The 25,889-nt window shown below is 48.8% G+C and carries 22 protein-coding genes; 9 read left to right on the forward strand and 13 right to left on the reverse strand.

The window, feature by feature from the left end; translation table 11 throughout:
* Positions 1-3: 3 nt before the first annotated feature.
* Positions 4-3,303, reverse strand: a complete 3,300-nt coding sequence (locus ABVN36_RS01340; protein ID WP_023138501.1) for an STY4851/ECs_5259 family protein — start codon at positions 3,301-3,303, stop codon at positions 4-6.
* 311 nt (positions 3,304-3,614) lie between these two features.
* On the opposite strand from ABVN36_RS01340, the gene ABVN36_RS01345 reads away from it, so the two are divergent.
* A complete protein-coding gene (locus tag ABVN36_RS01345; protein ID WP_023138502.1) occupies positions 3,615-3,809 on the forward strand; it encodes a hypothetical protein in 195 nt (64 codons plus the stop codon).
* A gap of 77 nt (positions 3,810-3,886) precedes the next feature.
* Positions 3,887-4,762, forward strand: a complete 876-nt coding sequence (locus ABVN36_RS01350; RefSeq protein WP_023138503.1) for a phosphorothioated DNA-binding restriction endonuclease — start codon at positions 3,887-3,889, stop codon at positions 4,760-4,762.
* A 478-nt stretch (positions 4,763-5,240) separates the two neighbouring features.
* Here ABVN36_RS01350 and ABVN36_RS01355 read toward each other — a convergent pair whose 3' ends face one another.
* The 3 genes from ABVN36_RS01355 to ABVN36_RS01365 all read right to left on the reverse strand — a co-directional run bounded on the left by ABVN36_RS01355 (position 5,241) and on the right by ABVN36_RS01365 (position 8,410).
* Entirely contained in the window at positions 5,241-5,957 is a 717-nt protein-coding gene (locus ABVN36_RS01355) for a YebC/PmpR family DNA-binding transcriptional regulator (RefSeq protein ID WP_000532937.1), read from the reverse strand.
* A gap of 559 nt (positions 5,958-6,516) precedes the next feature.
* Complete coding sequence (locus ABVN36_RS01360; protein WP_077908622.1) at positions 6,517-8,148, reverse strand: class I SAM-dependent methyltransferase; 1,632 nt, start codon at positions 8,146-8,148, stop codon at positions 6,517-6,519.
* A 4-nt stretch (positions 8,149-8,152) separates the two neighbouring features.
* On the reverse strand, positions 8,153-8,410 hold the full coding sequence (locus ABVN36_RS01365; RefSeq protein WP_001054380.1) for a YjhX family toxin: 258 nt from the start codon (positions 8,408-8,410) through the stop codon (positions 8,153-8,155).
* A 487-nt stretch (positions 8,411-8,897) separates the two neighbouring features.
* On the opposite strand from ABVN36_RS01365, the gene ABVN36_RS01370 reads away from it, so the two are divergent.
* From ABVN36_RS01370 to ABVN36_RS01385, 4 genes are all read left to right on the forward strand, one after another.
* A complete protein-coding gene (locus ABVN36_RS01370) occupies positions 8,898-9,506 on the forward strand; it encodes a DUF1062 domain-containing protein (protein ID WP_000864866.1) in 609 nt (202 codons plus the stop codon).
* A gap of 251 nt (positions 9,507-9,757) precedes the next feature.
* A complete protein-coding gene (locus ABVN36_RS01375) occupies positions 9,758-10,753 on the forward strand; it encodes a hypothetical protein (protein ID WP_023138505.1) in 996 nt (331 codons plus the stop codon).
* 275 nt (positions 10,754-11,028) lie between these two features.
* Complete coding sequence (locus tag ABVN36_RS01380; protein WP_023138506.1) at positions 11,029-11,940, forward strand: STM4504/CBY_0614 family protein; 912 nt, start codon at positions 11,029-11,031, stop codon at positions 11,938-11,940.
* 204 nt (positions 11,941-12,144) lie between these two features.
* Positions 12,145-12,606, forward strand: a complete 462-nt coding sequence (locus ABVN36_RS01385; RefSeq protein WP_001654330.1) for a DUF302 domain-containing protein — start codon at positions 12,145-12,147, stop codon at positions 12,604-12,606.
* On the opposite strand, the gene ABVN36_RS01390 is transcribed toward ABVN36_RS01385, so the two are convergent.
* Entirely contained in the window at positions 12,603-13,277 is a 675-nt protein-coding gene (locus tag ABVN36_RS01390) for a dienelactone hydrolase family protein (protein WP_023138507.1), read from the reverse strand. The two genes, ABVN36_RS01385 and ABVN36_RS01390, sit on opposite strands and share 4 nt — an antisense overlap.
* A 349-nt stretch (positions 13,278-13,626) precedes the next feature.
* On the opposite strand from ABVN36_RS01390, the gene uxuR reads away from it, so the two are divergent.
* Positions 13,627-14,400: a Uxu operon transcriptional regulator gene (uxuR, locus tag ABVN36_RS01395; RefSeq protein ID WP_000841654.1), complete on the forward strand. Its 774-nt coding sequence runs from the start codon at positions 13,627-13,629 to the stop codon at positions 14,398-14,400.
* Here the strand turns inward: uxuR and trpS are convergent, their stop codons facing one another.
* Positions 14,401-15,414, reverse strand: a complete 1,014-nt coding sequence (gene trpS, locus ABVN36_RS01400) for a tryptophan--tRNA ligase (protein WP_023138508.1) — start codon at positions 15,412-15,414, stop codon at positions 14,401-14,403.
* 716 nt (positions 15,415-16,130) lie between these two features.
* Between trpS and ABVN36_RS01405 the strand changes: the two genes are divergently transcribed.
* Positions 16,131-16,661, forward strand: coding sequence for an Hcp family type VI secretion system effector (locus tag ABVN36_RS01405; protein ID WP_000907671.1), 531 nt, complete (start codon positions 16,131-16,133; stop codon positions 16,659-16,661).
* A gap of 238 nt (positions 16,662-16,899) precedes the next feature.
* Positions 16,900-17,634 (forward strand): aspartate/glutamate racemase family protein, encoded by a 735-nt coding sequence (locus ABVN36_RS01410; protein ID WP_000683251.1) that lies wholly within the window; start codon positions 16,900-16,902, stop codon positions 17,632-17,634.
* 5 nt (positions 17,635-17,639) lie between these two features.
* Here the strand turns inward: ABVN36_RS01410 and hypT are convergent, their stop codons facing one another.
* From hypT to mdtM, 7 genes are all read right to left on the reverse strand, one after another.
* Positions 17,640-18,548 (reverse strand): hypochlorite stress DNA-binding transcriptional regulator HypT, encoded by a 909-nt coding sequence (hypT, locus tag ABVN36_RS01415; protein ID WP_000383509.1) that lies wholly within the window; start codon positions 18,546-18,548, stop codon positions 17,640-17,642.
* 118 nt (positions 18,549-18,666) lie between these two features.
* Positions 18,667-19,839: a beta-aspartyl-peptidase gene (iadA, locus tag ABVN36_RS01420; protein WP_001821328.1), complete on the reverse strand. Its 1,173-nt coding sequence runs from the start codon at positions 19,837-19,839 to the stop codon at positions 18,667-18,669.
* 12 nt (positions 19,840-19,851) lie between these two features.
* Positions 19,852-20,313: a YjiG family protein gene (locus tag ABVN36_RS01425; protein WP_000211979.1), complete on the reverse strand. Its 462-nt coding sequence runs from the start codon at positions 20,311-20,313 to the stop codon at positions 19,852-19,854.
* Positions 20,310-20,981, reverse strand: a complete 672-nt coding sequence (locus ABVN36_RS01430; RefSeq protein WP_000068750.1) for a nucleoside recognition domain-containing protein — start codon at positions 20,979-20,981, stop codon at positions 20,310-20,312. The genes ABVN36_RS01425 and ABVN36_RS01430 overlap by 4 nt, the downstream gene beginning before the upstream one ends.
* An 871-nt stretch (positions 20,982-21,852) precedes the next feature.
* Positions 21,853-23,037, reverse strand: a complete 1,185-nt coding sequence (locus ABVN36_RS01435; RefSeq protein WP_050901249.1) for an MFS transporter — start codon at positions 23,035-23,037, stop codon at positions 21,853-21,855.
* 219 nt (positions 23,038-23,256) lie between these two features.
* Entirely contained in the window at positions 23,257-24,528 is a 1,272-nt protein-coding gene (locus tag ABVN36_RS01440) for a DUF445 domain-containing protein (protein ID WP_021294478.1), read from the reverse strand.
* Positions 24,529-24,614: 86 nt separating this feature from the next.
* Entirely contained in the window at positions 24,615-25,856 is a 1,242-nt protein-coding gene (gene mdtM, locus ABVN36_RS01445; RefSeq protein WP_023138510.1) for a multidrug efflux MFS transporter MdtM, read from the reverse strand.
* Positions 25,857-25,889: the final 33 nt, after the last annotated feature.

Raw genomic sequence — 25,889 nt, forward strand, 5'->3', positions numbered from 1 at the left:
TTTTTATTTTTCAGTAACATTACGCAATAGACAGTACTGGAAAATGGCGTTAAACCATCGCGAGTCAAAGTCTCTAACCTGTCTCAAGAAAAATACGGCGCCGGGCTTATTCTCAAAAACACTTTCAAATGTTGTTTTACCGCTGGCAACAGCAGCAGCAAATACGGGGAGCAAGGTGACGGAATAGCGGTAGCTGGCATCAGGGGAAATATCGATAACAGGATTTTGTTGCGACATATACCAACGTAAAAGGCCCGGGCCACCAAATTCTGGCCAGCGAGATTCACCATGTTCGCGTAGAAGTTCCTGATACCACTCAAGGATAATACCTTTCATCGTCAACTCAGGAAAAACCGGTGGTAATTTACCTTGACTCAACCATAATTGCACCTCACTGGCATAAGTCGGGAATGTTGTGCCCAGCTGCTGATACATTCTGTTCAGCAACTTTATCTGCATTTCCTCCGGTGCACCTTTATGAGTCAAAAAAGCACGAAAACGTGTGGCGGAACGTTTAACTTCTGTAATGGGTAAAAACTCCCAGAAAACGGGAAACTCACTTTCAATACGGCTGAGATAATCAATGGACATTTCAAATTTGAACAGCGACATCGCCAACGCTTGTGGATGCTGAACAAGTGCCCGCCATACTTCAAAGGTAGCCAAAGGTAAATACCCGAACTGATCGTATAAATTGCGTAAGAACTGCCAGCCCGAGTGTGCCGGGTCGCTCGCCATTTGTTCCAGAACTAACATAATAGTATTGACATCTGAACGAGGATTAAAAAGCTGCGTTGCTTTTTGTAAAGACTGTATTGCTGTCGCGTCGCTTTGAATTACCGGCTCACCTGCAATAAAGCAAGGTCGAAATGAGGCCTCTTCACCTGGTTTCGGCAGCACCAGCCATGGGCCATTATTTTGTATTATCGAACTTAGTTCAAATTCACCAACTGGTACACCTTCGCTCATTCTTGACATCAGCGGTACAACTTTTCTCTCCGGTTCGCTGAGTAACATAATGACAGGCGAAGGGATCTGGCCTGTACGATTACTTATTGAGTTTGCGAGAAGAATCTGCCTGTCACGATCATAGTCCAGACTATATTTATAACGTCGGATCTGCCAGGTAAAAGAACTACCGCCTCCTTTTATACGCATATCAACTGTTTGATCAATTCCTTCCTCCAGGGAGAGTAAATTATCAATATGTTCCCTTAAGCTATATAAAGTAAGCTCTACCGGACATTCTCCCGCACTGTAGTGCCACTCATACCAGGCCTGCATTCCACTACGCGAACGTAAACGTAGTTCAAGCTGGTATCGCGTAGGCTCACCATTTTTTCCGAAAAGATATGCTCTGGCACCCAGAAGATCGTTAATCGTTAAATTTTTCGGGAGAGGCTTCTCATCTTTATCGAACGCAAGACAGCCTCGTGCAGGAAATGGTAACCAAATAACAATCGGGTTTGCAGTGAGGTTTGGTGTTATTTGTAATGAAACTGATGCAGGAGGAATGCCCTCCGCCTTCATCATTATTTCTGTACTACCGGGCAACCGCTTCCGTCCAACTTCAAGTGTTTTTTCCTTCAAACTATACAAACAAGGGTGCTGAGTAGTAATAATGACAGATCCTTCGTTCGCCTGTTGTCCATTTTTTATTTCCAAACTAAAATCATTGGGGAGAATGCCAATTTTCTTACGCAGTAACGTTTCATTATTTTCGTTACGCACCGAAATAAACTGTGCTCCCATCTTCTCTTGTACATCACAATTATCTATAAATGTTCCGTTGAAAAAACGCTTGTAATGGTGCGTTGATAGATTCTCAGAATGTTGAGTAATCCCAGGAACACCGAGGAAGAGTTCATCCGGGTAACTTGTCCAATTTAACCGCTTCCCCTGGAAAGAGAATCCAGCATGGATAATCTGATCCCTTCCAGTCTTTATCCGGTACGTTTCGTCGCCTTCAATAATGATATCCTGGCGACCTTTGATGGTCAGAGCACGGCATCCCAAAGCCGAAAAGCCAGAGTCACAATCCTCATGTTCTGAAGCCAGACAACCATCCTTTGGCAGCACAATAAGTACATGGCTGCCACGTACGCTGCAAGAGGCTTGTCCTTGTAACAGCCATTCATTTTTATCAGAAACAAAAACCAATGGAACATCGCCAACCGCAACTTCACTGCCTTCTAAAAGATTGGAGCCGACAAACATACCCCCAGCTCTCGCCACAATAAACAAACTGACCGTGGGATTTCTTCGGTAAAATTTAATCTCGCGCTTACGAACTTTTATTTTTGCCTGGGAGTTACCTAGCGTTGCATAGGCAGGTCCCAGACTTGCGATTTCGTTACCATCTTCATAGATAGCAAGCTCGAAGCGCGTTGTTGAAGGCTCAATATCAATTGAAAAACTCAGCTCTTCAGGCAGAGAAATGAGAGCCTGGACGGCTTCAGGATGATTTTCTGACCATAAAAACTGACAGAGAGTGGTTTTATTCTTTTGAAGGCGGGGTTTTGATTCAGTAGAAGCTGTTCGTAAAAGTCCATTAAGGAAACTGGTACCCGTATCATCATCGAGAGGAACAGGGAAACTGTCACGCCACTTAGGATGAACACGTTCAAGTTCTTTTACGGGCTCGGTATGATTACTCAAATCATAAATTTGAACAAGAGATACTAACTGTTCAGCCATCCGACTAATAAGCTCAACTGAAGTATCCTCTTTGAAAACGACTGGCAGGGATGATTTTTCTACCGCTGCATGGACTAACGCGAACGTGGAAATGTTAGAAGATTTAGCCTGATCGTATTGATTTAGAATGAGAGAAAACATCGACTGAAAACGGCTATTAGATTCCTTTAGCAACCTGAAAGGTAGGCCGCCTTCACTGAATAAGGAACCTAAGAAATTCCGCCTTTCTGTATCATAAAACCGCACTGGACGCCCCCAGTAACCATCCAGGCCTTTAGGGATAATTTTCCCCATTTCCGAGGAAGATGCTGAGATACCTATCGTCTTGTAAATTGGCTCCCATGCCCATCCATACTCCCTTTCATAATCTCTTCGATACCACTCTGAGCAGAACAATGTGAAACAGGCTGCGTACCCTTTATCACTTTTATAACCATCGGGTACCCCTATAGATCGCAGCAGCCGTTTCAATTCATCATATTCTTCACTCGTTGCGTGGTATTCATATAACGGACGATGGTCTGGTTGCTTCAATCCTCTGCGGGTGAGGAATTTAGCTAGCCATGGGGTACACTTTAGAATGGATGTGTATTCGGACTGACTCAAAGCAAGCTCCTTGCATTAGAACAGTGAATGGCTGAAAGTTATTATAACATTTTGTTATTTTGAAAAAAAAACAGATAACAATAATTGAATTATGAATTTAATTAAATTTGAAATTGATATTAGTTTGATTTTAATCAATGAGTTAAGTTTATTATACGGAGGGGCTACTCGCCATTTGTTTTAATCTGTAAGGAGATGATTTGTAGCTCCAAATCTTTTCAACCCCATATCATCCCATTGAACCTCCGGCCGGAACCGTCTTTACGATGGTTCCGGCCTTCTTTTTATCTGCCTGCCTACAAAGGAGTGATATGGAGCTGGATAACGAATACCAAAACTACGAAGACGAGGACGACGAAAGCGCTGACGACCTCCCTCCATCCCACCACCCGCGCTCTTTCCAGTCCATCATCGGTTGGCTCTACGACAAAGCAGTCAGTGGTATCGCAGGCATCGAATCCGCTGAAATGCTTGCCGCCCGTTATCTTGAGGACGCGAAAGGGTGATGCACAGCTCGCCGCCCGCACCATGATCCACTGGGAGAGAATCATCGCAACTATGTGCTTATGGATTCTTCAACGTAATGACCTCTGACAAAACCCTAAAGCAAGCGATATCAAATATTACTATTTGGCGCAAAGGCGAACAGCGAGCGCCGCATAAGCCGTTATTGCTGTTATATGTCCTCTCGCACTATCGGCAGGGGCACGATCGTCTGTTTGATTATGGTTCTGAAATTCATGAGCAATTGCTGGATTTGCTGGAACGCTATGGACCACAGCGCCGTGAACAGCGCCCGGATATGCCGTTCTGGCGTCTGAAGGGCGATGGTTTCTGGGAATTGCAAAACGCGGAATTCTGCTCAACGAGTGGTAGCCGCCAGCCGCCCAAGCGCGAACTCATTGAATATAATGTCGCTGGTGGGTTTGATGCCGTCAATTTCGTGCTGGTAACAAAAAAACGTAAGCTAATCGACACGCTGGCGCAGCAGATCCTTGAGGCGCATTTCCCGACCAGTATTCAGGAAGACATCGCTGACGAGATGGGTTTTGATATTCGCACCTCTCTCCGTCAACGCGATCCGAAGTTCCGCCAGGCGGTGCTACGAGCGTACAATTATCAATGTGCGGTCTGCGGCTTCAATATGCGCCACGACAACGCCCCTATAGCCCTTGAAGCAGCCCATATCAGATGGAAGCAGCATCATGGTCCTTGTGAAGTGCCTAATGGCCTGGCGTTGTGCGCAATTCATCATAAAGCGTTCGACCGTGGTTCGATTAGCCTGGATGAAAATATGCGTGTGGTGGTTTCCGACGCGGTGAATGGTGGCGGGGTGGTACAGCGGCTGTTCTGGGATTTTGCGGGGAAAGAGATCGCGTTGCCGCAGATGAAAGAAAATTATCCGGGTGAACGGTTTGTGGAATGGCACAAGAGGGAGGTGTTCAGAGGAGGGCATTGATCTGGGGGAGTATTTTGAGTGGGGTATACGTTATCTGTAAAAAATAGCTCCACATCAAAGGCATCAAAGTAATCGGCCACGGTTCTCGCACTATGGTCTGTAGCGCGCTGGTGGAGTCACACCTGTAGTCAAGCGACGCGTAGAGCGCCAGATGAGCCATCATGAGCGCAAGCGGAATTTATAAGGGCGGTGCCTTAAAGAGCACAGGGAGATTGTAAGTAGCCCGATATTGTTGGCTTTTGCTTAGCTTGCTGACGGGATTCGTCGTATGAAACATGAAAATTACCTCATGTTTTATATAAGGATTCGACACTATATCAAAACCAGTAACTCTCAATCTTTCAAAGCTATGTGTCAGATCAGGTCGTGATAAGACACATAAATTTAAAGATCTATATATCTGGCCAGATAGACTTTTTTATAACAGCTTTATAAATTAAACAAATCTGCCATAGAGACAGATTTGTTTAATTTATAATTAGAGGTTTGCAACGTTATGATATACTTTTTGCACATCATCATCATCTTCAAGGGCATCAACAAGTCCTTCAAAGATTTCTAAATCTTCTGGTGAAAGTTCAACTTCTGATTGAGCAATCATTTCTAATTCTGTTGTTGAAAATTCAGAAATTCCAGCTGCTTTTAGCGCTGCAATTCCTTTGTGCAGGTCTGTAGCTTCAGTATAAATAACGATGTTTCCTTCTTCTTCGGTTACATCACGAACATCAACTTCAGCATCAAGCAAAATTTCAAAAATATGGTCAGGGTCTGTTCCTTTAAATACAATCACTCCAGTATTGTCAAACATATAGCTGACAGCACCTGCCGCTCCGATATTCCCGCCTTTTTTATTGAAAATTGTGCGGATATTAGCAATCGTACGGTTAACATTAGACGTCAACGTTTCAGCGATAACCATTGAACCATTTGGTCCAAAGCCTTCATAACGCCCTTGCACGAACGTTTCATCTCCGCCACCTTTGGCTTTATCAATGGCTTTATCAATAACATGTTTTGGAACCTGTGCTTGTTTCGCTCGTTCAATAACGAATTTTAAAGCTGAGTTTGATTCCGGGTCTGGTTCACCTTGTTTAGCCGCAGCATAGATTTCTACACCAAATTTTGCATATACTTTAGACGTTGCACCGTCTTTCGCCGTTTTTTTAGCAACAATATTTGCCCATTTACGTCCCACTGGAAACATCTCCTCAAAGAATTATTTACATTAACGGTAGGTTAATAACCTGCATGTTTTTCTGCCGTATTATATCATAATATATAAATTCTCGTCTATGAGAAATAAAAACATCCAGCTTTTACGGGGGGTTACTTTGATTTTAACAATGGCTAATATGGTGGGTAAGCCATTTTTTAATTTTCTTCTGGTTCTTTTTTTATTTTTAATAATTGAATCACAGCAATAACGTCTTATTGATGGTGGTGTCGCTCATCAGGTGAGGTGGAACGCTTGCACGTCTTGCGACATATTGTGGCAGAAACTTAATGGCGAAATTAAGAGCCTATCCCATTAGGGCTATTTTACTTGCCATTTTGGACCAGGGCAGTGCTCAAAATCCTCACGTACTACGTGTACGCTCCGGTTTTTGCGCGCTGTCCGTGTCCAAACTGGCTGCGCCAATAACGCCTACTGGGATAGTCTCTAAGACGATATATTCCCGCCTTGAGCCGTGTTAATTTGTTGCATACTTTTAAACGGAGGTATACCTCTTGTAGGCTATACCTCCTGCTTCACGTTATCGCGCGATTAACGCAAATACGCCCCAGCCAAAGTATTCTCGCGTCCAGGTGACGTGACGTTTGGGGGCTACCGTCAGTTCTGTTCGAACCTCTTGCGCAAACTCATCGTTAGGGTTTTCCTCCAGCCAGCGGCGCATGGTCATCCACTTCGCGGCTTCATATCTGTCCCAGCCTTGCGGGTCCGCCAGCACCATTTCCACTACGTCATAGCCGAGTTGGTCGAAAAAGGCGACCAGCTCGGGCAGGGGACGAAAATCGGCGACGGATGAGACGCCACAGGCGTGGGCGATCTCTTCCGTTGCGGGGATCCGACGCCAGTACGGTTCACCGATGAGAATGATCCCGCCTGGTTTGAGGCTTTTGGCCAGCAGATCTATTGTCCCCGCGACACCGCCCGCAATCCAGGTCGCGCCTACGCAGGCCGCCACGTCATATTTTTCCTCATCAATATAACCGGCCGCGTCGTTATGAATAAAATGTACATATTCACTGACGCCGAGCTCTTCTGCACGTTGTTTTGCCTGTGTGGTGAAGAGCGGGCTTATGTCAATGCCAGTACCTGTAACACCGTAATCGCGAGCCCAGGTGCAGAGCATCTCACCCGAACCGCTACCGAGATCGAGAATCCGCGTGCCTGGCTTCATGCGTAACGCATGGCCCAGTGTGGCGTACTTTTCCGCTGTAAACGGATTATGGATACGGTGTTCGCTTTCGCTAATGGTAAAAATACGTGGGATATCCATTGGGTTATTCCTTTTACTGAGGGCAATACCCTCAGAAGTGGATGCTTTTTCAGCCAGCAGCGCAAACAGCTTGCCTGCAAAAGTCTCGCCGACCGGCCAGGTGTGACTGTCCGGGCGCTGCAACACAGTGAAGCCAGCATCACCAAGCAGGCTGATATATTCATCATCGCGCCAGGCCTTCATTTGACTGCCGAAACGGGTGGTACAGCCGTTTTCCGCTATCGCCCAGAACAGCGTTGAGCTGGTTTGAGCCTCTTCATCCCAGGCATTTTCCGTTAACAGCAGATGAGGCTCGGCAAGAAACAGGCCGTGCGGACAACGCTGCCAGCCTGGCTGCGCCATGCCCTGGCGTTTAACTTCATCGAAGGTATGCACTTCAACAAGCAGTTTGCCGTCCGGTTTCAACCACTGCGCGCAATGACTGATGAGGCTTTGCGCATCCGCAGCGCTAAAGACATTCAGTTCCCCAAACGTCATCATAATGAAATCAAAAGGTTCCGTGGGGTGGTATGTACGAATATCCTGCTGAATGTAGTCAATATTCAGGTTTGCGGCTTGCGCCTGCTGGCGAGCCCATGTGATGGATGCCGGAGAGAAATCTACGCCTGTGCAGTGAAACCCACGCTCCGCTAACAGGCGGGTATAAAAACCGGGTCCACAGCCGAGATCCAGAATGTGGGCGCCACCGGGTAACTGACGGGTAATCCATGTTACCTGTTGCTCAATCACGGTTAGCCGGCGGCTGGCCCAGTCGTGGTCCTGCGACAGATGATTTTCCAGCATGCGTTGGCTGAAGGCTGGCTCGTCCCAGGGGATTTTGCCTTCATCGGGTAATAACCGAATGCGATGCGTTGCAAAAATAACGGCGCTGATATCCATCATCATCTCCTTAGCGATTGTCAGGCTGGGCGCGAACGTTGTTCAGCCCGGTCGTATTAATGCGGTAGGGCTGACCGTTAACGGATTTGATCAGCTTTTTGGTTTTGAGTTTTTTGAATACAGCGAGCGTGCAATCGGCGAGCAACAGCCCTTCGCGGCTATAGCATTCAACGGCGGTGACGCGGCCTGACGCATCGCGGATGTGCGTAATGCGTCCGCCTTTGGCGAGAACGTGTAAGGTACGTTGTTCCTGACGGGATAAATTCATACTGAAGAACCTGTTTAATCATCATAGGCAAAACGTGCAAACACACTGCGGTGTCCGCATTCGATTTCGGCGCATTGATAATCAGTCCGGCCTGAAAAGGTCGGGGAACTGATTATCAGATGATGACATTCTCCAGCATCAAAGCCTCGAGTTGAGTTGAAAGGTATTTACGTCGTGAATGATAACACCTGATTTCTGTAAGTGAATAACCGGGAGTGAAAAGTGTGATCTCAAAGGGAGGATCATGCGTTTAGTAAGTCAGTTGAATAGATCCCGCCGCTACCATAATGAATATTGATTAAACTCATATACCCGATAATGGCCGCTTTGATAGTCTCGACGTATCTTTTTAGCCATTGACAGGGTTGTTGCGTTGGAAATCTTTTTTTAACCCACTGAAAAATATCACTTAAATATTTTTCATACATAAACATTTATGGTCCGCTGAGTTCGGATCCGGTTTTGTATGGGTTAAAAAAGGTACGTTATGAAAGTCATATGGACTGTCACTCCTGTGGGGTATCAGCGCATAGCGAAACGTTGCCCTTCATGCAGCGTAAAACGGGACTTCACGCCTTCTGGGGCATTTCGGGTTAATTCGCAAAAGAAGGTACTCGATGTCTGGAGTATCTATAAATGCACACACTGCGATTACACCTGGAATATCTCCCTGTTCTCGCGTCTGCCAGTCAGCAAAATTAACCGCGATCTTTATGGCCGACTGATGGCGAATGATGCTGCCACGGTGCAATATTTTGCTTATGACAACGCGATCCTGAAGCGAAACAATGCTGAATTATCGGGGCAGCCTGATTTTCACATTCAGGAACGGTGGCTGGTCAGTATCGCCTCCCACAAGCAGGTCAGTGTTAGCGTCAGGATTTCCCGTTCTTTTCAGGTCAGCCTGCTGTCGATTTTGAAGAAGCAACTCCTGTTAAGCGCAGCCGAAATCAAGAGACGGATTGAAACAGGGCAAATAAGTGGCGTCACGGTGAAAATGCTTAAATCGCGAAAACTGAAGAATGCAAAATATGATTTGCAGCTCTCAGTTGAAACACTGTATGACCGGCGAAGGATTGTTCTGACCCGTCGATAAAAACAATAAGCTCACCTTACGTTTAAGTGTGCTGGTATGGCAACGACGCAACGGAATGAAAGAAGGACTAAGGGACAGGTGAGCTTTAGTTGAATAACGCTTGTCTGTGGCATTCAGTGAAGACTGAATGCCATGGATAATCCAGATTTTCGCACCAGTGATGATGTTGTATGGATTCTTTGCGCAAGCCAGCAGAATGACAAAGGGCGATGGGTTACAATTATCTGTAGAGTAAACAAAAGGAATATAATGTGGCGCTATACAATATCTCTGAGAAAATACTGACTACCCTTGAAAAAACATCTTTCACCATCGAAAGGCTGCAGGAACGCTATGATCTTCAGGAGGCTATCAAGAAGAATATTGATATTGTCGCGCCGGGCTGCCTTGTCATATCCGAAGAATTCTCTGATTGGGAGGATAGTCGGCGGAGGATTGATTTATTAGCGATTGACAAGCAGGCCAATTTGGTTGTCATTGAACTGAAACGTGATGAAATCGGTGCGCATATGGAACTGCAGGCGCTAAGGTATGCGGCAATGATTTCAACGATGAGTTTTGCGAAAGCATGCGAATATTATCAGGCATATCTTTGGAAGCATGGGATCGATGAAAATGCAAAAGAGAAGTTACTGGATTTTGTGGAGTTAGAAGAAAACGAACTCGCTGATTTTGGTAAAGATATTCGCATCGTTCTGGCATCAGCGGATTTCAGTAAAGAATTAACGACAACCGCAATATGGCTAAGAGATAAAGGTGTCGATATTCGCTGTGTTCGCTTAACGCCTTACAACTTTAAGGGTGAAGTGCTGATTAATGCTGAACAAATAATACCAGTCCCTGAACTGGAAGAATATCAGGTCAGATTCAGAGAGAAACGCACGGAACAAATTATTAGCAGTCAAAAGTCGGAGAGGGATTATTCCTTATATAAATATAAAGGAAAAACCTTCAATAAACGGAAGCTTGCACTTGAACTTTTCACTGACTGGATTAATAAACATAATCCTACGAATATAGATGATCTCAAGAATAAATTGAGTGAAGACTTACAGAAAAGAACAGTAGCACTGGTTGAGCAGATCCCTGAAAAAAGGAAAAACAGATATCATATGCAGGAAGATGCGTTGATTGAGTTGCCGTCCGGTGAGCGTATTGCTATATCGAATCAATGGGGGTTGGGGACTATAGAACTGCTTATTGATTTTGTTCGTCAGGATAATTTTTTAGTTGAAAAAGTGGGTTGACAGGAAGTAATAATAAAACAGATCCCATTCATTAATGGGATCTCACGTTTCATCCGATACGAAGACCCTGATCTCTTTGTCAGTAGCGTCATAATTACGCAAGCCTCTTTACTTTGCTTATCATTTATATTTAATGTAAATATTCACTCAACACCATTAAAAAATAAGAAAAAATGACTCACTGTTGAGCTGATATTAATACCTGAACCACTGAATTAGAGTAATGTGGCGTTATTTATAGCGTAATCTGTTCTGTTGCGGTTACAGGAGGAGGAATGCACACCTTTAGACCATACTCACTAAGGCATAGCGATCTGTTATATGAAGATATTCCGTTAGAAATACGCGAGCAAATAATCTTATTGATTATTAATACGTTAGGGAATTGCTCCTCTTTTTATGATATGACATTATACTGCTATCATAATAGTCATTCTGACGAAGTTTATCGAAGAATATGTAAAACGTTGCGCAAAGAGTATGGCTTATTCACCTTATATGCGCATTCAACGTCATATCTGGATGAAATGAGTAATCTGTTATTAAAAACAGATGATAAAAGAAAGCATATTGATACCATTGAGCTTGCTTTTAACTATATAGATACCTACCTTCGGACCTATGAAGTTACGCTTGGGTTAGAACCGGATAAGGCGATTAGTGAATTAAATAATATATTTCATGAGCATAGTTTAAAATATCGCTATGAAAATGGTAGAATTGTAAGGTTGCGCAGAATAAAACGGCTTAAAAACATATGTTATTATTTGTACTCTCCTGGAGAGTATGGCTTTGTCGAATATGATCTTATGGAAGCGTATAATCGCCTGATGCTTAATGATTTTGCCTGTGTCGTAAGGGAATGTCATGCAGCCTTCAGAAGCGTTCTTCTCAGAATTCATGAGAGAAAAGGTATCGTATATCATGAACAAGATAGTTTAAATACCTTAATGGCTAATCTGATGGCGAGAGGCGTTATATCTGCTGAATATGCACATAAATTTCATTTTTTAAGTGACGTGCTGGAGTCAGAAATATTTCTGCCGATGGCGCCAGAAAAATCGCATCATCACTACGCAATGATGCTCCGTATCTCTGAAGAGTTGGCCTGTAGTATTTATTATCTTACTGAGCGGAGTATATTTTTTCTTACCCAGCGGGCTGAAGAAGATAGTGTCGCGCCATAATAATGATCGCGCTGTCGCTCAGTCAGATTGGATCATCGTTATTTAAATTTGTTCAGACGTCGGAATTTTTTGTTCTGCCGTCTGTTTTTTTAGTGATGAGCTGTTCAGTGCAATAATAAGGGGTACAGTACGATGACTGATTTTTAAACTGCATATCATCTGTGTCGCATTTACTCATGGGTATTGGGTCAGGGAGAGAGAAGAATGAGCACTATTTTAAAGCCTTTTTTATTGGCGGTAACCCTGATGTTAATCTTAATAAGGCCTGGCTTTGCAACGGAGGATGGAGCGATAACCATGGTTAAAACCTACAGCGCTTATGACTATTTGCAGACCCGAGCGCGGTTGATGCACGCTGTCGCCGATCACGGTCTGGTGTTATTTGGGGAATTTGATCATGCCAGAGCGGCACAGAATGTTAACCTGAAAATGCCGCCGACAACGGTTCTGGTCTTTGGCAATCCTAAAGGCGGAACGCCTCTCATGCTGGCGCATCCCGAACTGGCGCTGGATTTACCGTTTCGGGTGCTCATTAGCCAGCAAGCCGATGGGCGAACGTTAGTCAGTTATCATCCCGCTGAAACGCTGCAACGTTATGGTCTTGATGCCGCAGACATACAGGCTTTGAAAAAACTGGAACAGCTCGTTGAAAAAAGTCTCCACTAAAGCTGAAAATCGGGCGATGTGTTTGCACGAGTGATGTCGCGAATAAATGCGCTCACATCGTCCATTACCTGATGCGATAAGGCGGCATCGAAGGTGGCGCTATCAGCATCACAGAACCCGTGCCGCGCATCGTACATTTTACACCGCACCCGGGGGCGCTTTTCCAGCGTCTGTCGCATGGCGAGGGGATCAAACGCCGGCTCATAACGCGCGATAATAACCAGTGCCGGACAGAGAGGCGCAAGATGAAGGTACTGGCGTATACGGGAACCGTAATAGCAAATGACGCCATCGCATAACCCACTGGCTGCACTTAGCCATGCGAGCGTTGCGCCGACGCTATATCCTACGACGATTAACGTCTCATACTGCGTTCTGAGCTCGTGGAGTAACGTGGTAACGACGGCGGGATCAAAGCCGACATTTGCTGAAAAGTGACGGTAAGCCTCCTCCTGCTGTTCATAGCGAAAGGGGGTATGGTGAGGAAACAGCGCGGGAATATAGATGTCGAATCCGCGCGTCATCCATTCATGGCCTGCGCGTTGGATATGAGCGTTAATACCATAAATTTCATGCAGAATAATCGCTGCCCGGCGATGGCGGCTCGACAAACTGGAGGCGTTGCTTCCCCCGGATACGCCTGGGGCGAAAAACACGGTGTCTTTTATCATAACGCGTTCTTGATACAAAGAGAGCGGCTGGATTTTCGCCGATCACGCTATGTCAGAGACATTGTTCCTGTCAATGTACAGACACATTTTATGGCCTGATTTTTGGTTGATAAATTTTATATTGGTAAACCAATGTGCTGTTCATATTCAGGCATCAGGGCTAAAGGTGGAACATCAGTCGTGTATTGTCTACTGCCTTTCCTTTCATCTGGCCTCACTAGCGAAACGGGGCGCATTATTGTTTTGCTGGTTGACCAGTTTCGCGTTTTTGGTGTGCTACGCGTGCTATCCCTCTTTACAAATGCTATAGTCTGATACCGGGAAATCGCATCGGACGGGCACGACCAATATGAAATCAAACACTTCTCAGCAAAGACCTTACCAGGAAGTGGGCGCAATGATACGGGATCTGATTGTGCAGACGCCGTACCGCCCCGGGGAGCGCTTGCCGCCGGAAAGAGAGATCGCTGAGAGGCTCAATGTGACGCGTACCGTCGTGCGTGAAGCGCTGATTATGCTGGAAATTAAAGGTCTGGTTGAAGTCCGCCGCGGCGCCGGGATCTACGTGCTCGACAGCGCGGATAATAACGAGATGGAAGGCGCTGACGTCAATCACTGTAATGACGCCGGGCCGTTTGAACTGTTACAGGCGCGTCAGCTGCTGGAAAGCAATATCGCTGAATTTGCCGCTCTGCAGGCCACCCGCGAAGACATCATTAAAATGCGCCAGGCGTTACAACTGGAAGAGCGAGAGCTCGCCTCCAGCGCGCCGGGCGGCTCAGAAAGCGGCGATATGCAGTTTCATCTGGCCATTGCCGAAGCGACCCATAACAGTATGTTGGTAGAGCTCTTCCGTCAGTCCTGGCAATGGCGTGAAAATAATCCGATGTGGCTCCAGCTTCATAGCCATCTGGGCGATACGCTTTACCGTAAGGAGTGGCTGGTCGATCATAAGCAGATCCTCGCGGCGTTAATTAAGAAAGACGCCCGCGCAGCGAAGCTGGCGATGTGGCAGCACCTGGAAAACGTGAAGCAGCGTCTGCTGGAGTTTTCCAATGTTGATGATATCTACTTTGATGGCTATCTGTTTGAGTCATGGCCGCTGGACAACGTTGATGCCTGATTATACCTGGAATAGCGTGGGCAGACCCAGTCCACGTTTTACTTCCTGTAGCGTCTTTTGAGTGACCTCATGCGCCCGCTCGCTACCTTTTTTCAGCAATTCCATTAGCATTCCCTTATCTGCAATAAAGGTTGCCCGTCGTTCGCGTATGGGCGCGATCAGTTCTTGCAGGCAGGTCTCCAGCTCATTTTTACAGACACGGTCGCCTAATCCGCCTTGTTGATAATGTGCTTTCATCGCCGCGACTTTGGCTTTATCCGGATGAAACGCATCCAGCCACGTAAAGACGACGTTACCTTCTATTTTTCCCGGATCGCTAATTTTTAAATGATTGGGATCGGTGTACATCGCGCTGACCGCACGGTGGATGGTCTCTTCGCTGGCGGAAAGAAGCAGGGTATTGCCGAGCGATTTCGACATCTTGGCGCTGCCGTCAATGCCGGGCAGACGACCCGTATCGCTCAGGAGCGCCTGACAGGGTCGCAATACCGGCGAGGAGAAAAGACTATTCATCTTATGAACGATCTCATTCGTTTGCTCAATCATGGGCAATTGGTCGTCGCCAACCGGTACCATTTCGGCCTTAAAGGCGGTGATATCTGCCGCCTGGCTAATGGGATACGCCATGAACCCGACCGGCAGGGAACGGGTAAAGCCTTTTTGGGCAATCTCATTTTTTACCGTAGGATTACGCTCCACTCGGGCGACGGTAACAATATTCATATACAGCACCGTTAATTCGGCGAGGGCGGGTAACGCGGATTGCAGGCAGATCGTCGTTAGCGCGGGATCGATGCCGACGGCCAGATAGTCAGCTAACACCTGCGGAATATTATCGCGGATTTTTTGCGGATTACTGCCGTTATCGGTGAGTCCCTGCAGGTCGGCAATCAGGACATACTGTTGGTGATCCTGCTGTAGCGCGATGCGCTGGCGCAGTGAACCGACATAATGGCCGAGGTGCAGCGAGCCGGTGGGGCGATCGCCAGTCAGAATGATAGGAAGGGTGTTCATTAAGGACTCCTTTATGCTTACTGTAAAGCCGAAAGACGTCCCGAAACACAGTAGCCGCCTTTCGGCGGCTACTTAAAGAGGGATAGTGATCCGTGCCGCCTTCAGGAAGGCAGCCACCAGCGGAGATGACGTTGCGTAGCGTTGGATCGTTTCGTGTTCATGTGATCTAACGTATCACGACTAAACGTAAGGGTAAAGCGGCTGGCGTGTCGTCCGGGCATAAAGTCATATCGCCTGAACAGAGAACATGTTACTGACTTTGAAACGCGATTTTATAATTTGCTGCCCAAAATACGTGGCGCTGAAAGGCGCATTTTTGATGCAAATCATTTATTACTGTGATAACACTGCGCGCGATAAAAACATTAAATATATTCACATAGTAAATATGTTCTATTGGAATGGTTGTTTTCGATATGACAAAAGTCTAAAAAACCCATTGATGTGAAAAGGAATAAGAATTGTCTATATTCCGATTCGGTGTAATTAAGTAATTTCTCGGATAAAAATAAGAAATGATATTGATATTTCTTTTTTGATATGGTTCTTATAGCGGCTATGGTTATTCAGGAAACGATGCTTGAATGCCTGGCGTAATAGATTTCAGGTCAGTAGCGCTATTGTAAAATGGATTGTTGATGGCAGAAGGTATTTAGCAAGAATCCAGTTATAGCAGATTGTCAGTATTTAATCTGGTATACAGAGACACCAACGAAATGGCTGGAAAATGGAACGTTCTTTCATTGTTGGCGTTCCGTCCTTGTCAGCCTGCTTTGCCGCATGATAATCACGGAGGGGGGATGGACGCCATCTATTTAAAACTGGACGGTATTGAAGGCGAAAGCCGGATCAAAGGTTTTGAAAACCAAATAAAACTTATTGCTTACAACCACAACCCGACAAAACGGGAGTCCGGCGAAGCGAGAGGGACATATATTGGAGGATTGACGCTGACAAAGCCTGTCGATCTTGCTACGCCTGGCCTCTATGAGCACTATTGTAACGGGAAAACGGTGAAAGAAGGCGTGCTGACATTATGCCGTCGTGATAAGGGCGCAATGCTGCCATTTATTATTTATACGCTCACCAATGTGCGAATTTCACGCATGAGCAATCATGGCGACGCCGAAGGCAGCGCCACGGAGACCGTGGATTTGGTTTATAGCCATATTCGCTGGGATATTCCCGCATTAGCGTCGAAAAGCAAAACACGGCGGCCCCTTCACCGACAGGCGCTGTGGCGATGAGAACAAAACAAGCTTGCGGACTCGCAGTGGGCGATGCTGTATAGCGAAATGGCATTTAGCGGCTTGCGAAGGCTGATGAGCGCTCATGTAACCAATCGATTGCCTGAAAAGGCGATAACGCATGGCCCTTACACCCGTTATGATTTTTACGCATAGCCGCTAATAAAACGGCATTTTTTATATACACATCAAGTTGATAGTGTGTTTCTGACCTTGACGTAAATAAGCGGGAAAAGCGATGAAACACACCATTGGGATACTGGGGGGGATGGGACCTGCGGCAACGGCGGATATGTTGGAAAAATTTGTTGAATTGCGACATGCCAGTTGTGATCAACAACACATCCCGCTCATTGTCAGCTCTATCCCTGATATTCCCGATCGTACAGCATGTCTGTTATCCGGCGGGCCTTCGCCATACCGTTATCTGGAGCGTTATCTGCATATGCTGGAAGACGCCGGGGCGGAGTGTATCGTTATCCCATGCAACACTGCGCATTATTGGTTTGATGATTTACAGAACGTCGCGAAAGCGCGAATGATCAGCATCCTGGACGCTACCCTGGGGGATATTCCGCCATCGGCGCGGCACGTTGGTCTGCTGGCGACCAATGCGACGCTGGCGACCGGGTTATATCAAAAGAAAGCGCTGGCGCGGGGGCTGACGTTAATTCAGCCAGAAGAAGCGGGACAGGCGTTGGTAATGCAGGCTATTTATACGCTTAAACGTGGCGATAAAACTGCGGCGCAAGCGCTGCTGCTGCCGCAAATCGATAGCCTTATTGCCCGTGGCGCTCAGGCAATTATTATGGGGTGTACCGAAATTCCGCTTATTGTGGCCGGACATGAACGCGCGATAGCGTGCCCGATGATTGATTCCACCGCGTCGCTGGTGCGCGCGGCGATTCGTTGGTATGAGTCCTGGCCAGACACCCGCGCCTCTTTGACCGGGGAACAACGCCTTACCGCCTGAGGTGTTTACAGCGCGGCCTGAAGCCCACGCAGGTCGCGCCAAAATGTTTCGGCTACCTGACTCATGCGGGTATTCATGCGATAAGCATAAGCCTGGATCGGAATAACCAGTTCGTCGGCATCAAGCACGATCAGGCGCCCGTCGGTAATCTCCTGACGGATAGCATACTCGGGCAACCAGGCGATTCCGCAGCCGTCCATCGCAACCTGTTTTAACAATTCACTCATCGAAGAGACGAAAAATGTACTGAAACTCAGTTCAGCATGGCGAGTCAGAGTACGATTTATCAGCCGGCCCATATAGGAGTTTTGACTGTAATTAAGCAGGGGAAAGTGCGGCTGCTCAAGCGTATAGCGCGGCTCGCCCCGGCCATTGTTGGCGCAAACCGGAAACAGTCTCGACTCAAACAGACGGATATTATCAAACGGCGCTTGTTGCAGGTTTTCATCGTGATAAGAAAAGATAAAATCGCTTTGCCCCTCACGTAACATATCCACCGCCTGGTCGACATCTATCGCCTCAACGGCGTAGGTAAACTGCGTCGGCATCTGCTTAACGATGGTCGGCAACAGGCCGAGGGAGAGCGAATGGGCGGCGGCAATCTTGATTTTACGCAGCGTATAATCGCTGCCGCCGCGCAGTTCGGTCAGATTACTTTCCAGCTGCTGTAACAGGTGGCGAACCTGAGAGTGAAAGATTTTACCCTGTTCGGAAAGCTGTAGCGGTGAGACCTGCCGGTTAAACAGTTCAACGCCCACGGCATGTTCCAGGGCGCGAATCCGCCGGCTAAAAGCGGGTTGCGATACGTTGCGGATAATGGCGGCCTGAGAGAAATTGCGGCACTTTTCCAGCGTCAGAAAATCATATAGCCATTTTGTCTCAATATTGTGCAAACCTGCTCCAGTTACATCCATTTACCGTTATCCTGTCAGCCGCCCGAAGAGGCATTCTACGTCCATTCGGGCGGCTGACAACCGCTTATCCCGTCCTCTTTCAGGATGCCGCGATGGGGCAGCCTGAAACTAGCGGGAATTACGCCGGTTCAAAGGTACCTTTTACGCAGGCTTTCCCCTCATTGACCATGCGTTTGCCGCGCGCATACACCTGCTCAATGCGTAAATCTGCGCTAAAGACAAGCAGATCCGCATCGTTACCGGGACGGATTTCGCCTTTGCCGTCCAGACTGAGGAAGGCGGCTACGCTGGTCGTCAGCGGGCGCAGAGCATCGGTCAGGCTGAATCCGTAGTGATTAACCAGCGTCTGCAACGTCTCCAGCAAACTTTCGAAGCCCGCGACGCCGATGCCCGTCAGATTTCCGGCAGCGTCAAATAGCGGCTGGCTGCCGTTACCGTCTGAACTGAGCGTCACCCGGGAAAGCGGGACGCCGGCTTTTACCGCTCTGGCAATGCCCTCCGCCGGCGCGACGGGATCCGGGATACTGGTGGTAATGTCGATCACGCCGCCTTTAAGCGCAAACGCCAGCGCCTGCTCGAAAAGCGATTCGCTACGGTTGACGTGGGTAGGCAGCAGTTTACCGATCGGCACGTCGCTGTTTTCCAGGATGTCATACAGCGGCTGTAACCCTTTTTTGCTGCTGCCCATATGAAAAACGCTGACACCGGGTTTGCCGCCCAGCAGGCCGCCAACGCGTGATTCGGCGGCCATGCTGGCGAGTTGATTCCCGCTGGGCGCGGCGGAACGGTGGTCGGAGACTGCGCATTTCACGCCAATGACGCGGTCGATCAGCGCGACGTCTTTTTCTACCGAGCCAGTAATGGTCGGCGACGGAACGTGATAAGCGCCCGTGAGCATCCAGGCGGTGATCCCCTCCTCATTTAGCGCTCGCGTTTTGGCTAACAGCGACGCGGGATGACGGCTGACGGAGTCGGTGCCAAGCAGACCGACGACCGTTGTTATCCCGGCTTCCGTCAGGCGGCTCAGGGAGACTTCCGGCGTCCGCGTCGTCGGCCCCGCTTCGCCGCCGCCGCCGATCAGATGAACGTGTTGGTCGATAAAGCCCGGGCACAGCATACGACCGCTAAGATTAATCACCGTACAGTCCGGTACGATATCGCTGGGGATGTCAGCGCCGACGGCAATAATTTTGCCATTCGCGAGCAGAACATCGCAGATGCCCCGGTCTTCTGGCGCAAACAGGTGCGCACCCTGTAATAAGGTAAACTCCGCGGCGGATAAATCAGGCATGATAACTCCTTATTAAACAATAAGCTGCATGACCCAGATCGACAGCAGCGCATTGATGGCGCAGACTGCGATAATATGCGGGTAATATTTGGCGTTGACTTCGGCAGTACCGAGACAGCGGCCGACATTCTGTACCGGGTTTCCCATCAGGTAAATGGCTGGCAGTAGTACGGTAACATCGTGGCCGCTTAGCGCGCCGGCGGTAGCCAGACTGGCCGCCACGCCAACGGCGCCGCCCATACTCATCAGCGAAGCCAGAAGCACCGTAGCCGCTTCGCCGGGAAGCCCCCACAACGCCATCACGGGCTGGCAGATATGGCCTACCCAGTCGAGCAGACCGGTAATTTTCAGCGCCTGAATAATGACAAATGCCATGACCACATTGGGTAACAGGTTGGTCGTGGCGATGGTAAAACCGCGGCGTGCGCCATCGATAAACATATCCATGACATTCTTACGTACCTGAGTCGTCATGATTGGGCTCCTTGCGCAGGGTGACGGCGTTCTTCGATGTTAATCCAGATGCGCAAAAGGTTTGCGCCGATAAATTTGAATAGCAGAATGACCACCAGCGGAATGATGACTGACGTCCCCAGAAAGGCGAATACCGCAACGCCGGAGGAGAAATAGTTGGTGATAATAGCGCTGCCGCTGGTCTGCCAGGCGGCAAAAATCACTTTATCGCGTTCGGTGATTTCGCCTTCCTGCGCCAGCTCTTTAGTCATACCCGCCGCGGCGTCGGTATTTTGCAGGTTGGCGATCAGCGCCAGTGAGCAAATGCCGGGAATGCCAAGCAATGGTTTCAGGATGGGCGTCATCAATTGCTGCGCCGCCCGCAGACCGCCCAGTCCATCCGTAATCGCGATGATACCCAGAGAAAGGATAACCGACGGCGCCAGCTCCAGCGCAAAAAGGAAGCCATCTTTCGCGCCCGTTCCGCCCGCGCCGCGAAAGGTCTGCGTACCGGTCACATGACCGAATGACCCGTTGAGTACGGTAAAATCAAAAACGCGCCACCAGCCTTCGCTTCCGGAAAATACGCCGGAAAAGAAAATAATGGTGAGAAAAAACGCCAGGTATCCCTTTATCCCGACCTTTTCTGTATCAAGCGGCATGGCCGCCCCGTCCACTTGTTGCGCCATAGCGATCCCCGAATTTTTTTGATGATGTGTTGGTTGTAGCCACAGGCCAAAAAGCCCGAAACAGAAAGACCTTATCAGTCATGAGGGTAAGGGCAAAATGCAAGTATGTATCGTGCTATGCGTTTCTTGCATAGCAGCGCGAAAAATCACCATCCTCGCTACTGCCGGAGGCGCGGGGAACCGTGGACGGTATAACGCGAGGTAAAAAAGCAAAGAAACAGGTGTTGACGCAGGCCGGAGCCGGGAGCAGGAAAAAGGAGAAATAAATTTGACGTTAGTCAATTTCACGCCACTTAATTATCATTGTTAAAAAATAGGATTTTTTAACCTAAATTTTACTTTTTTACTGTCATTTTTCACGCCTTAAGAGGAATTGTCACGGTCAGGTCAGTAGCCGCTGATGGGGCAGCTTGCGCCCTAAGAATCCTGCGAGCAGGTAATAAAAAACGAATAATCGAATTAATTTCATAATGTGATTTATTTATAATTGTGATGATTTGAGAGGGAACGATAATCATCATAATGGAATATATAGCCAAAATAATTCGAGTTGCTTAAAGGCGGCAAGGGAGTGAGTCCCCAGGAGCATAGATAACTATGTAACTGGGGTGAGCAACGGCCCGTCAGGGCGAGGCCCATGGATGGGCCGGGTAATCCGTAGCCAACACATAAGCCACTTGAAGTATGAAGGGGATATAAAATAATAGGCAGTTTGATAGCACTAAAAACCATAGAATAAGTATAGTTTTTAGTGGCATCTTTACCCTGAAATAACGTGTTGAGGATGTGCTATTAAAAACAGCTCCGCATTGCGCCGCGAATAGCGTTAAAGATACAACCCGGTGCGGATAGCGCGGGTTTACTCTACCGCTTATTCACGTATCACAAACCGTTTTTGTTTTATCTGCTGCGCGGCGCTGATCAGCGCGGCAAAAAAGAGCGCCGCGGCGCCGCAAAGCGTGGCGTTGACAATTGCCGACGCGCCATTGCCTGACAGACTGGCGGCGAGCGGACCGAGAATTTGCCCAATACCATACGTTAGCGTCACCAGGCCTAACAAATTAATATTACCCGGCGCGCTGAGTTGTCGGGCAAGCGGCATCACCAGCGAGGTTGTGCCCATAAACGTGGCGCCAAAACCAATACTGCTCAGTATTAACAGCAACAATGAGTCGCTGGCGAGAGACAGCAGCACGCAGGCGCTCTGGATCAACAGGTTCGCGGTCAGGCATGGCAGGACGCCCCAATGTTTTGCCGCCCACAGCCAGCCGAAGCAGCCGGGAATGATCGCCAGGCCGACCAACGACCAAAGGTGCGCCGTGAGTAGCGGAGAGCCCGTGCTTTTCGCCATCAGCGGCAAATAGGTAGCGACAATGATGTAGCCGAATCCGGCGAAACCATACAACAGCGCCAGTTGCCACCAGGGCATAGGCTGATTTTCGATTCTTGCTAAGGGCGCAGGCGGCAGCGCATGAGCGCGGGGGGGAATCAACATTGCCACGATTAATAGCAATATACCAGCGAGCGCTCCGGCCCCCAGCCATAGCGAATGGGCCGAAAGCGCATAATGTAAACCGCCAATGACATATTCGTTGCCCAGTGCAATCCCGGCCCCGACGCCGGAAAAGAGCGCGGCGATAACAAACGGATGGCGGGTATGATGCAACACAATCATTGATCCAAAAATCATCATTCCCGCGCTCGCGACGCCTGCCAGGAAGCGTACCAACATGACGACCGCGGGCTGAGTAAATATCGCCATAGACAGAATAAGAATACCGGTGGCGACCGCCGAAGCCAGCAGCATGGGGCGTAGACGAGAGGGGAGATGAAAAAGGCCAAAGGAAAACAGTAAGCTTCCCGCCAGGTACCCTGCATAATTGGCGCTGGCAATCCAGGAGAGTTGGTTAAACGTTAGCTGCTTTTCCGCCAGCATTACCGGCAGCATGGGCGTATACAGAAAGCGGCCAACTCCCATCCCCAGCGTCAATACCATCATACCGAAAAGCGCCGTAAAAATGGGATGGCGAGGTGAAGCGCTCTGAGCATGAACCATGGTTTTTCTCTTTGCTAAAGTAAGGCAGGAGTGCCGGATTGTTGTTGTAAATGATAATAAAAAGTAAAATTAATGTTTCAAATTTGCAAGAAAAGAAAGTGAAGCGCAGGCGAATAACGGATTGAGAAGAGGGGCATCGGTGGGAAATGGCATTAAATTAATGCCTCCCACGTGCGGGGTTTGGCAGTTAATCTGAACGAGAATTGCGCCTTCCCCTTCTTAGATACTGAGCAGTGCCGGTATTTGCGACAGTAAATATAACACCAGACCAATAGCGCCGCCGACCAGCGTGCCGTTCACGCGGATAAACTGCAAATCTTTACCGATATTAAGCTCAATCTGCTGCGACATATCGCGCGCATCCCAGCCTTTTACGGTATCGCTGATGTGGCGCGTCAGGAAGGCGGCGAATTCCGGCGCGACGCGGTGCGCGGCCTGTTCCAGATGACCGTTAAGCGAGGCGCGTAATGCGTCGTCGGCGATCAGCGTCTCGCCAAACCATTGTCCGGCATGAGCGATGCGCTGCTTCACCTTTGAGTCTTCGGCGTTGATATCTGTTTTTAACCACTGGCGTAGATCCGCCCAGATTTCGCCGAGATAACGGTTAAACGCCTCATCTTCCTTCAGGTAACTTTTAATGTTTTCTGCCCGGGCAGCCATTTCCGGATCATGTTTAAGTTTATCGATCAGCTTATACGTCGCGCGATCGAAGGCATGACGAATCTGATGCGCGCGGTCGTGACTGATATCATCCAGCAGAGAATTCACCGCGTCGGAGACCAGTTCAGCGCTGTGTTCTCCCAGCCATTCGGTCGGCAGAATCTTCGCTTTTAACGGATGTTCGGTCTCCAGCCAGCGTATGATCTGTCTGGCGATAAATGTTCGGGAGCTGTCACGCTGTAACAGGGCGATAAGCTGGGCGATCAGCGTATCGAGTAACACCTGGTGACGATCGTTTTTGGTCATGCTTTCCAGCATCAGGGCGCTGGTGCCGGAAAGATCCACTTTATCAATCGCCTTATGTACCGCTCGCTTGAGCAGCCGCTGAATACGGGCGTCATCGGTTAGTTCCAGAAAGCCGCTCATAATTTGCAGCAGATGCTGCCCGACCCGGCTGGCGTTGTCCGGCTGGCTGAACCAGTTTCCGATAAGCAGCGCGGGTTCATGGCGGCGGATTAGCGCGATCAGCGACTGCGTATCAAGGAACTTCTCCTGCACAAATTGCCCAAGATTTTCGCCGATTCGGTCTTTATTACGGGGAATAATCGCCGTATGTCGTGAAATAAACGGAATGGGAATGCGGCGAAACAGCGCCACCACGGCAAACCAGTCCGCCAGCGCGCCAACCATCGCCGCTTCGGCAATAGCTTTTACGCCCAGCACCCAAAAATTGGGCGGCAGGAAAAGCGTGGTTACAAACGTCGCGGCGGCTATCAGCAACAGTGAGAGCGCCAGGCGTTTAGCGCGTTTGAGTTCGGCGATTTTATTCATAGGGTTAAGGATAGAGCCAGACGGCAGGAACGTGCAAAAAACATCAGGTTATCCTTTGCCGGATAAGCCTCTATCCGGCAGAGTGTTTACTTCTCAGCGGCCAGTTCTGCCGCCTCATGCTGGCGCACGCGCTGTAATAGTGTCGCCAGGGTGAAGACCACAATCACCCCGGCCACCGCTGCCAGCAGGTGAAACGGCAGTCTCCCGCCGTGAAACCACAGCCAGCGGCCAACTTCGACCGACACCGCCATCACCGTCAGAATCACCATGTTCAGCGAGGCTGAAACCGTCCCTTTTGGCAAGTTGTTGGAGAAAAGCGTGAAGCGAAACAGCGTCGGGAAAATCATGCCAATGCCGAACGCGTACAGGCTGGTGCCCAGCACAGACCAAAGCCAGACGTGCGGCAGAAGAAGATTACCGAGGAGCAATGTCGCCAGCCCGCTTAACTGGATTGGTACGGCGCGCCAGATAAAACGCGGTCGGGTCGGATCTTTCACCAGGCGCACAACGATCATATTGGCCACGATCACCGCGCCGAATACGGGCACCTGCGCCCAGGCGAATTGCGAAGTACTCATCCCGCCGGCATCGATTAGGATCACCGGCGACACCGCCACCCAGCTCATCATCGGGATGTAGCTCAACGACAGCGTCGCCGCCCCGGTGAGAAAAATCGGGTTGCGAAACACATTACGAAAATCGCGCAGTACGCTCACCGCGCTGAACGGCACCGCGCCGCGTTGCACCGTTTCTGGCATTGCCAGCAGCAGGCCGCACAACGCCAACAGTCCCATCACCGCAATAATACCGAACAGTACCTTCCAGTGAACGAAGTGCATCAGCGCGGCGCCGGAGAGCGGGCCGATAACCGGAGCGACCAGCACAATGGAGGTAATAATCGCCATCAGCTTAATGGCTTTGGTTTGACCGAAGGCCTCCTGTACCGTGACGTAGCCGACCGTTGCGATAAAGCAAATGCTGGTGCCCTGCACAAAACGGGCAATCAGAAACTGCGTCATTGAGGTCGTCAATAGCGTTGCCGCGCAGGCGAGAGTAAAAATTAATGCGCCTGCAATCAGCACTGGCCGGCGGCCAATCCTGTCGGATAGCGGCCCCAGAAGCCATTGCAACGCCATTCCTCCCGCCAGATAGAGACTGACCGAGGCCGGCGCAAGACTGACGTCAGCATTAAAATCGCGCACGACGTTAATGATGCCAGGCTGAATCAGATCCGTCGTCAGATAGGCGGCAAAATCGTACAAAATCAGCGCCATCGGGAAAAATAACGTTGTGGCGCGTTGGGAGAAAAACTGAATAATCCGTTGCATAAAAAATGCGCTCCATGTCGGAGAACCCCATGA

Source organism: Salmonella sp. SJTUF15581 (assembly GCF_043356775.1).
GTDB classification, from domain to species: domain Bacteria; phylum Pseudomonadota; class Gammaproteobacteria; order Enterobacterales; family Enterobacteriaceae; genus Salmonella; species Salmonella enterica.

What these genes read in the sequence shown, in the direction of transcription:
- ABVN36_RS01345 (WP_023138502.1), top strand. Translation starts at nt 3,615, where the DNA reads ATGGAGCTGGATAACGAATACCAAAACTACGAAGACGAGGACGACGAA.
- ABVN36_RS01350 (WP_023138503.1), top strand. Translation starts at nt 3,887, where the DNA reads ATGACCTCTGACAAAACCCTAAAGCAAGCGATATCAAATATTACTATT.
- ABVN36_RS01360 (WP_077908622.1), bottom strand. Translation starts at nt 8,148, where the DNA reads ATGATGATGGATATCAGCGCCGTTATTTTTGCAACGCATCGCATTCGG.
- ABVN36_RS01365 (WP_001054380.1), bottom strand. Translation starts at nt 8,410, where the DNA reads ATGAATTTATCCCGTCAGGAACAACGTACCTTACACGTTCTCGCCAAA.
- ABVN36_RS01370 (WP_000864866.1), top strand. Translation starts at nt 8,898, where the DNA reads ATGAAAGTCATATGGACTGTCACTCCTGTGGGGTATCAGCGCATAGCG.
- ABVN36_RS01380 (WP_023138506.1), top strand. Translation starts at nt 11,029, where the DNA reads ATGCACACCTTTAGACCATACTCACTAAGGCATAGCGATCTGTTATAT.
- ABVN36_RS01385 (WP_001654330.1), top strand. Translation starts at nt 12,145, where the DNA reads ATGAGCACTATTTTAAAGCCTTTTTTATTGGCGGTAACCCTGATGTTA.
- ABVN36_RS01390 (WP_023138507.1), bottom strand. Translation starts at nt 13,277, where the DNA reads ATGATAAAAGACACCGTGTTTTTCGCCCCAGGCGTATCCGGGGGAAGC.
- uxuR (WP_000841654.1), top strand. Translation starts at nt 13,627, where the DNA reads ATGAAATCAAACACTTCTCAGCAAAGACCTTACCAGGAAGTGGGCGCA.
- trpS (WP_023138508.1), bottom strand. Translation starts at nt 15,414, where the DNA reads ATGAACACCCTTCCTATCATTCTGACTGGCGATCGCCCCACCGGCTCG.
- ABVN36_RS01405 (WP_000907671.1), top strand. Translation starts at nt 16,131, where the DNA reads ATGGCTGGAAAATGGAACGTTCTTTCATTGTTGGCGTTCCGTCCTTGT.
- ABVN36_RS01410 (WP_000683251.1), top strand. Translation starts at nt 16,900, where the DNA reads ATGAAACACACCATTGGGATACTGGGGGGGATGGGACCTGCGGCAACG.
- hypT (WP_000383509.1), bottom strand. Translation starts at nt 18,548, where the DNA reads ATGGATGTAACTGGAGCAGGTTTGCACAATATTGAGACAAAATGGCTA.
- iadA (WP_001821328.1), bottom strand. Translation starts at nt 19,839, where the DNA reads ATGCCTGATTTATCCGCCGCGGAGTTTACCTTATTACAGGGTGCGCAC.
- ABVN36_RS01425 (WP_000211979.1), bottom strand. Translation starts at nt 20,313, where the DNA reads ATGACGACTCAGGTACGTAAGAATGTCATGGATATGTTTATCGATGGC.
- ABVN36_RS01430 (WP_000068750.1), bottom strand. Translation starts at nt 20,981, where the DNA reads ATGGCGCAACAAGTGGACGGGGCGGCCATGCCGCTTGATACAGAAAAG.
- ABVN36_RS01435 (WP_050901249.1), bottom strand. Translation starts at nt 23,037, where the DNA reads ATGGTTCATGCTCAGAGCGCTTCACCTCGCCATCCCATTTTTACGGCG.
- ABVN36_RS01440 (WP_021294478.1), bottom strand. Translation starts at nt 24,528, where the DNA reads ATGAATAAAATCGCCGAACTCAAACGCGCTAAACGCCTGGCGCTCTCA.
- mdtM (WP_023138510.1), bottom strand. Translation starts at nt 25,856, where the DNA reads ATGCAACGGATTATTCAGTTTTTCTCCCAACGCGCCACAACGTTATTT.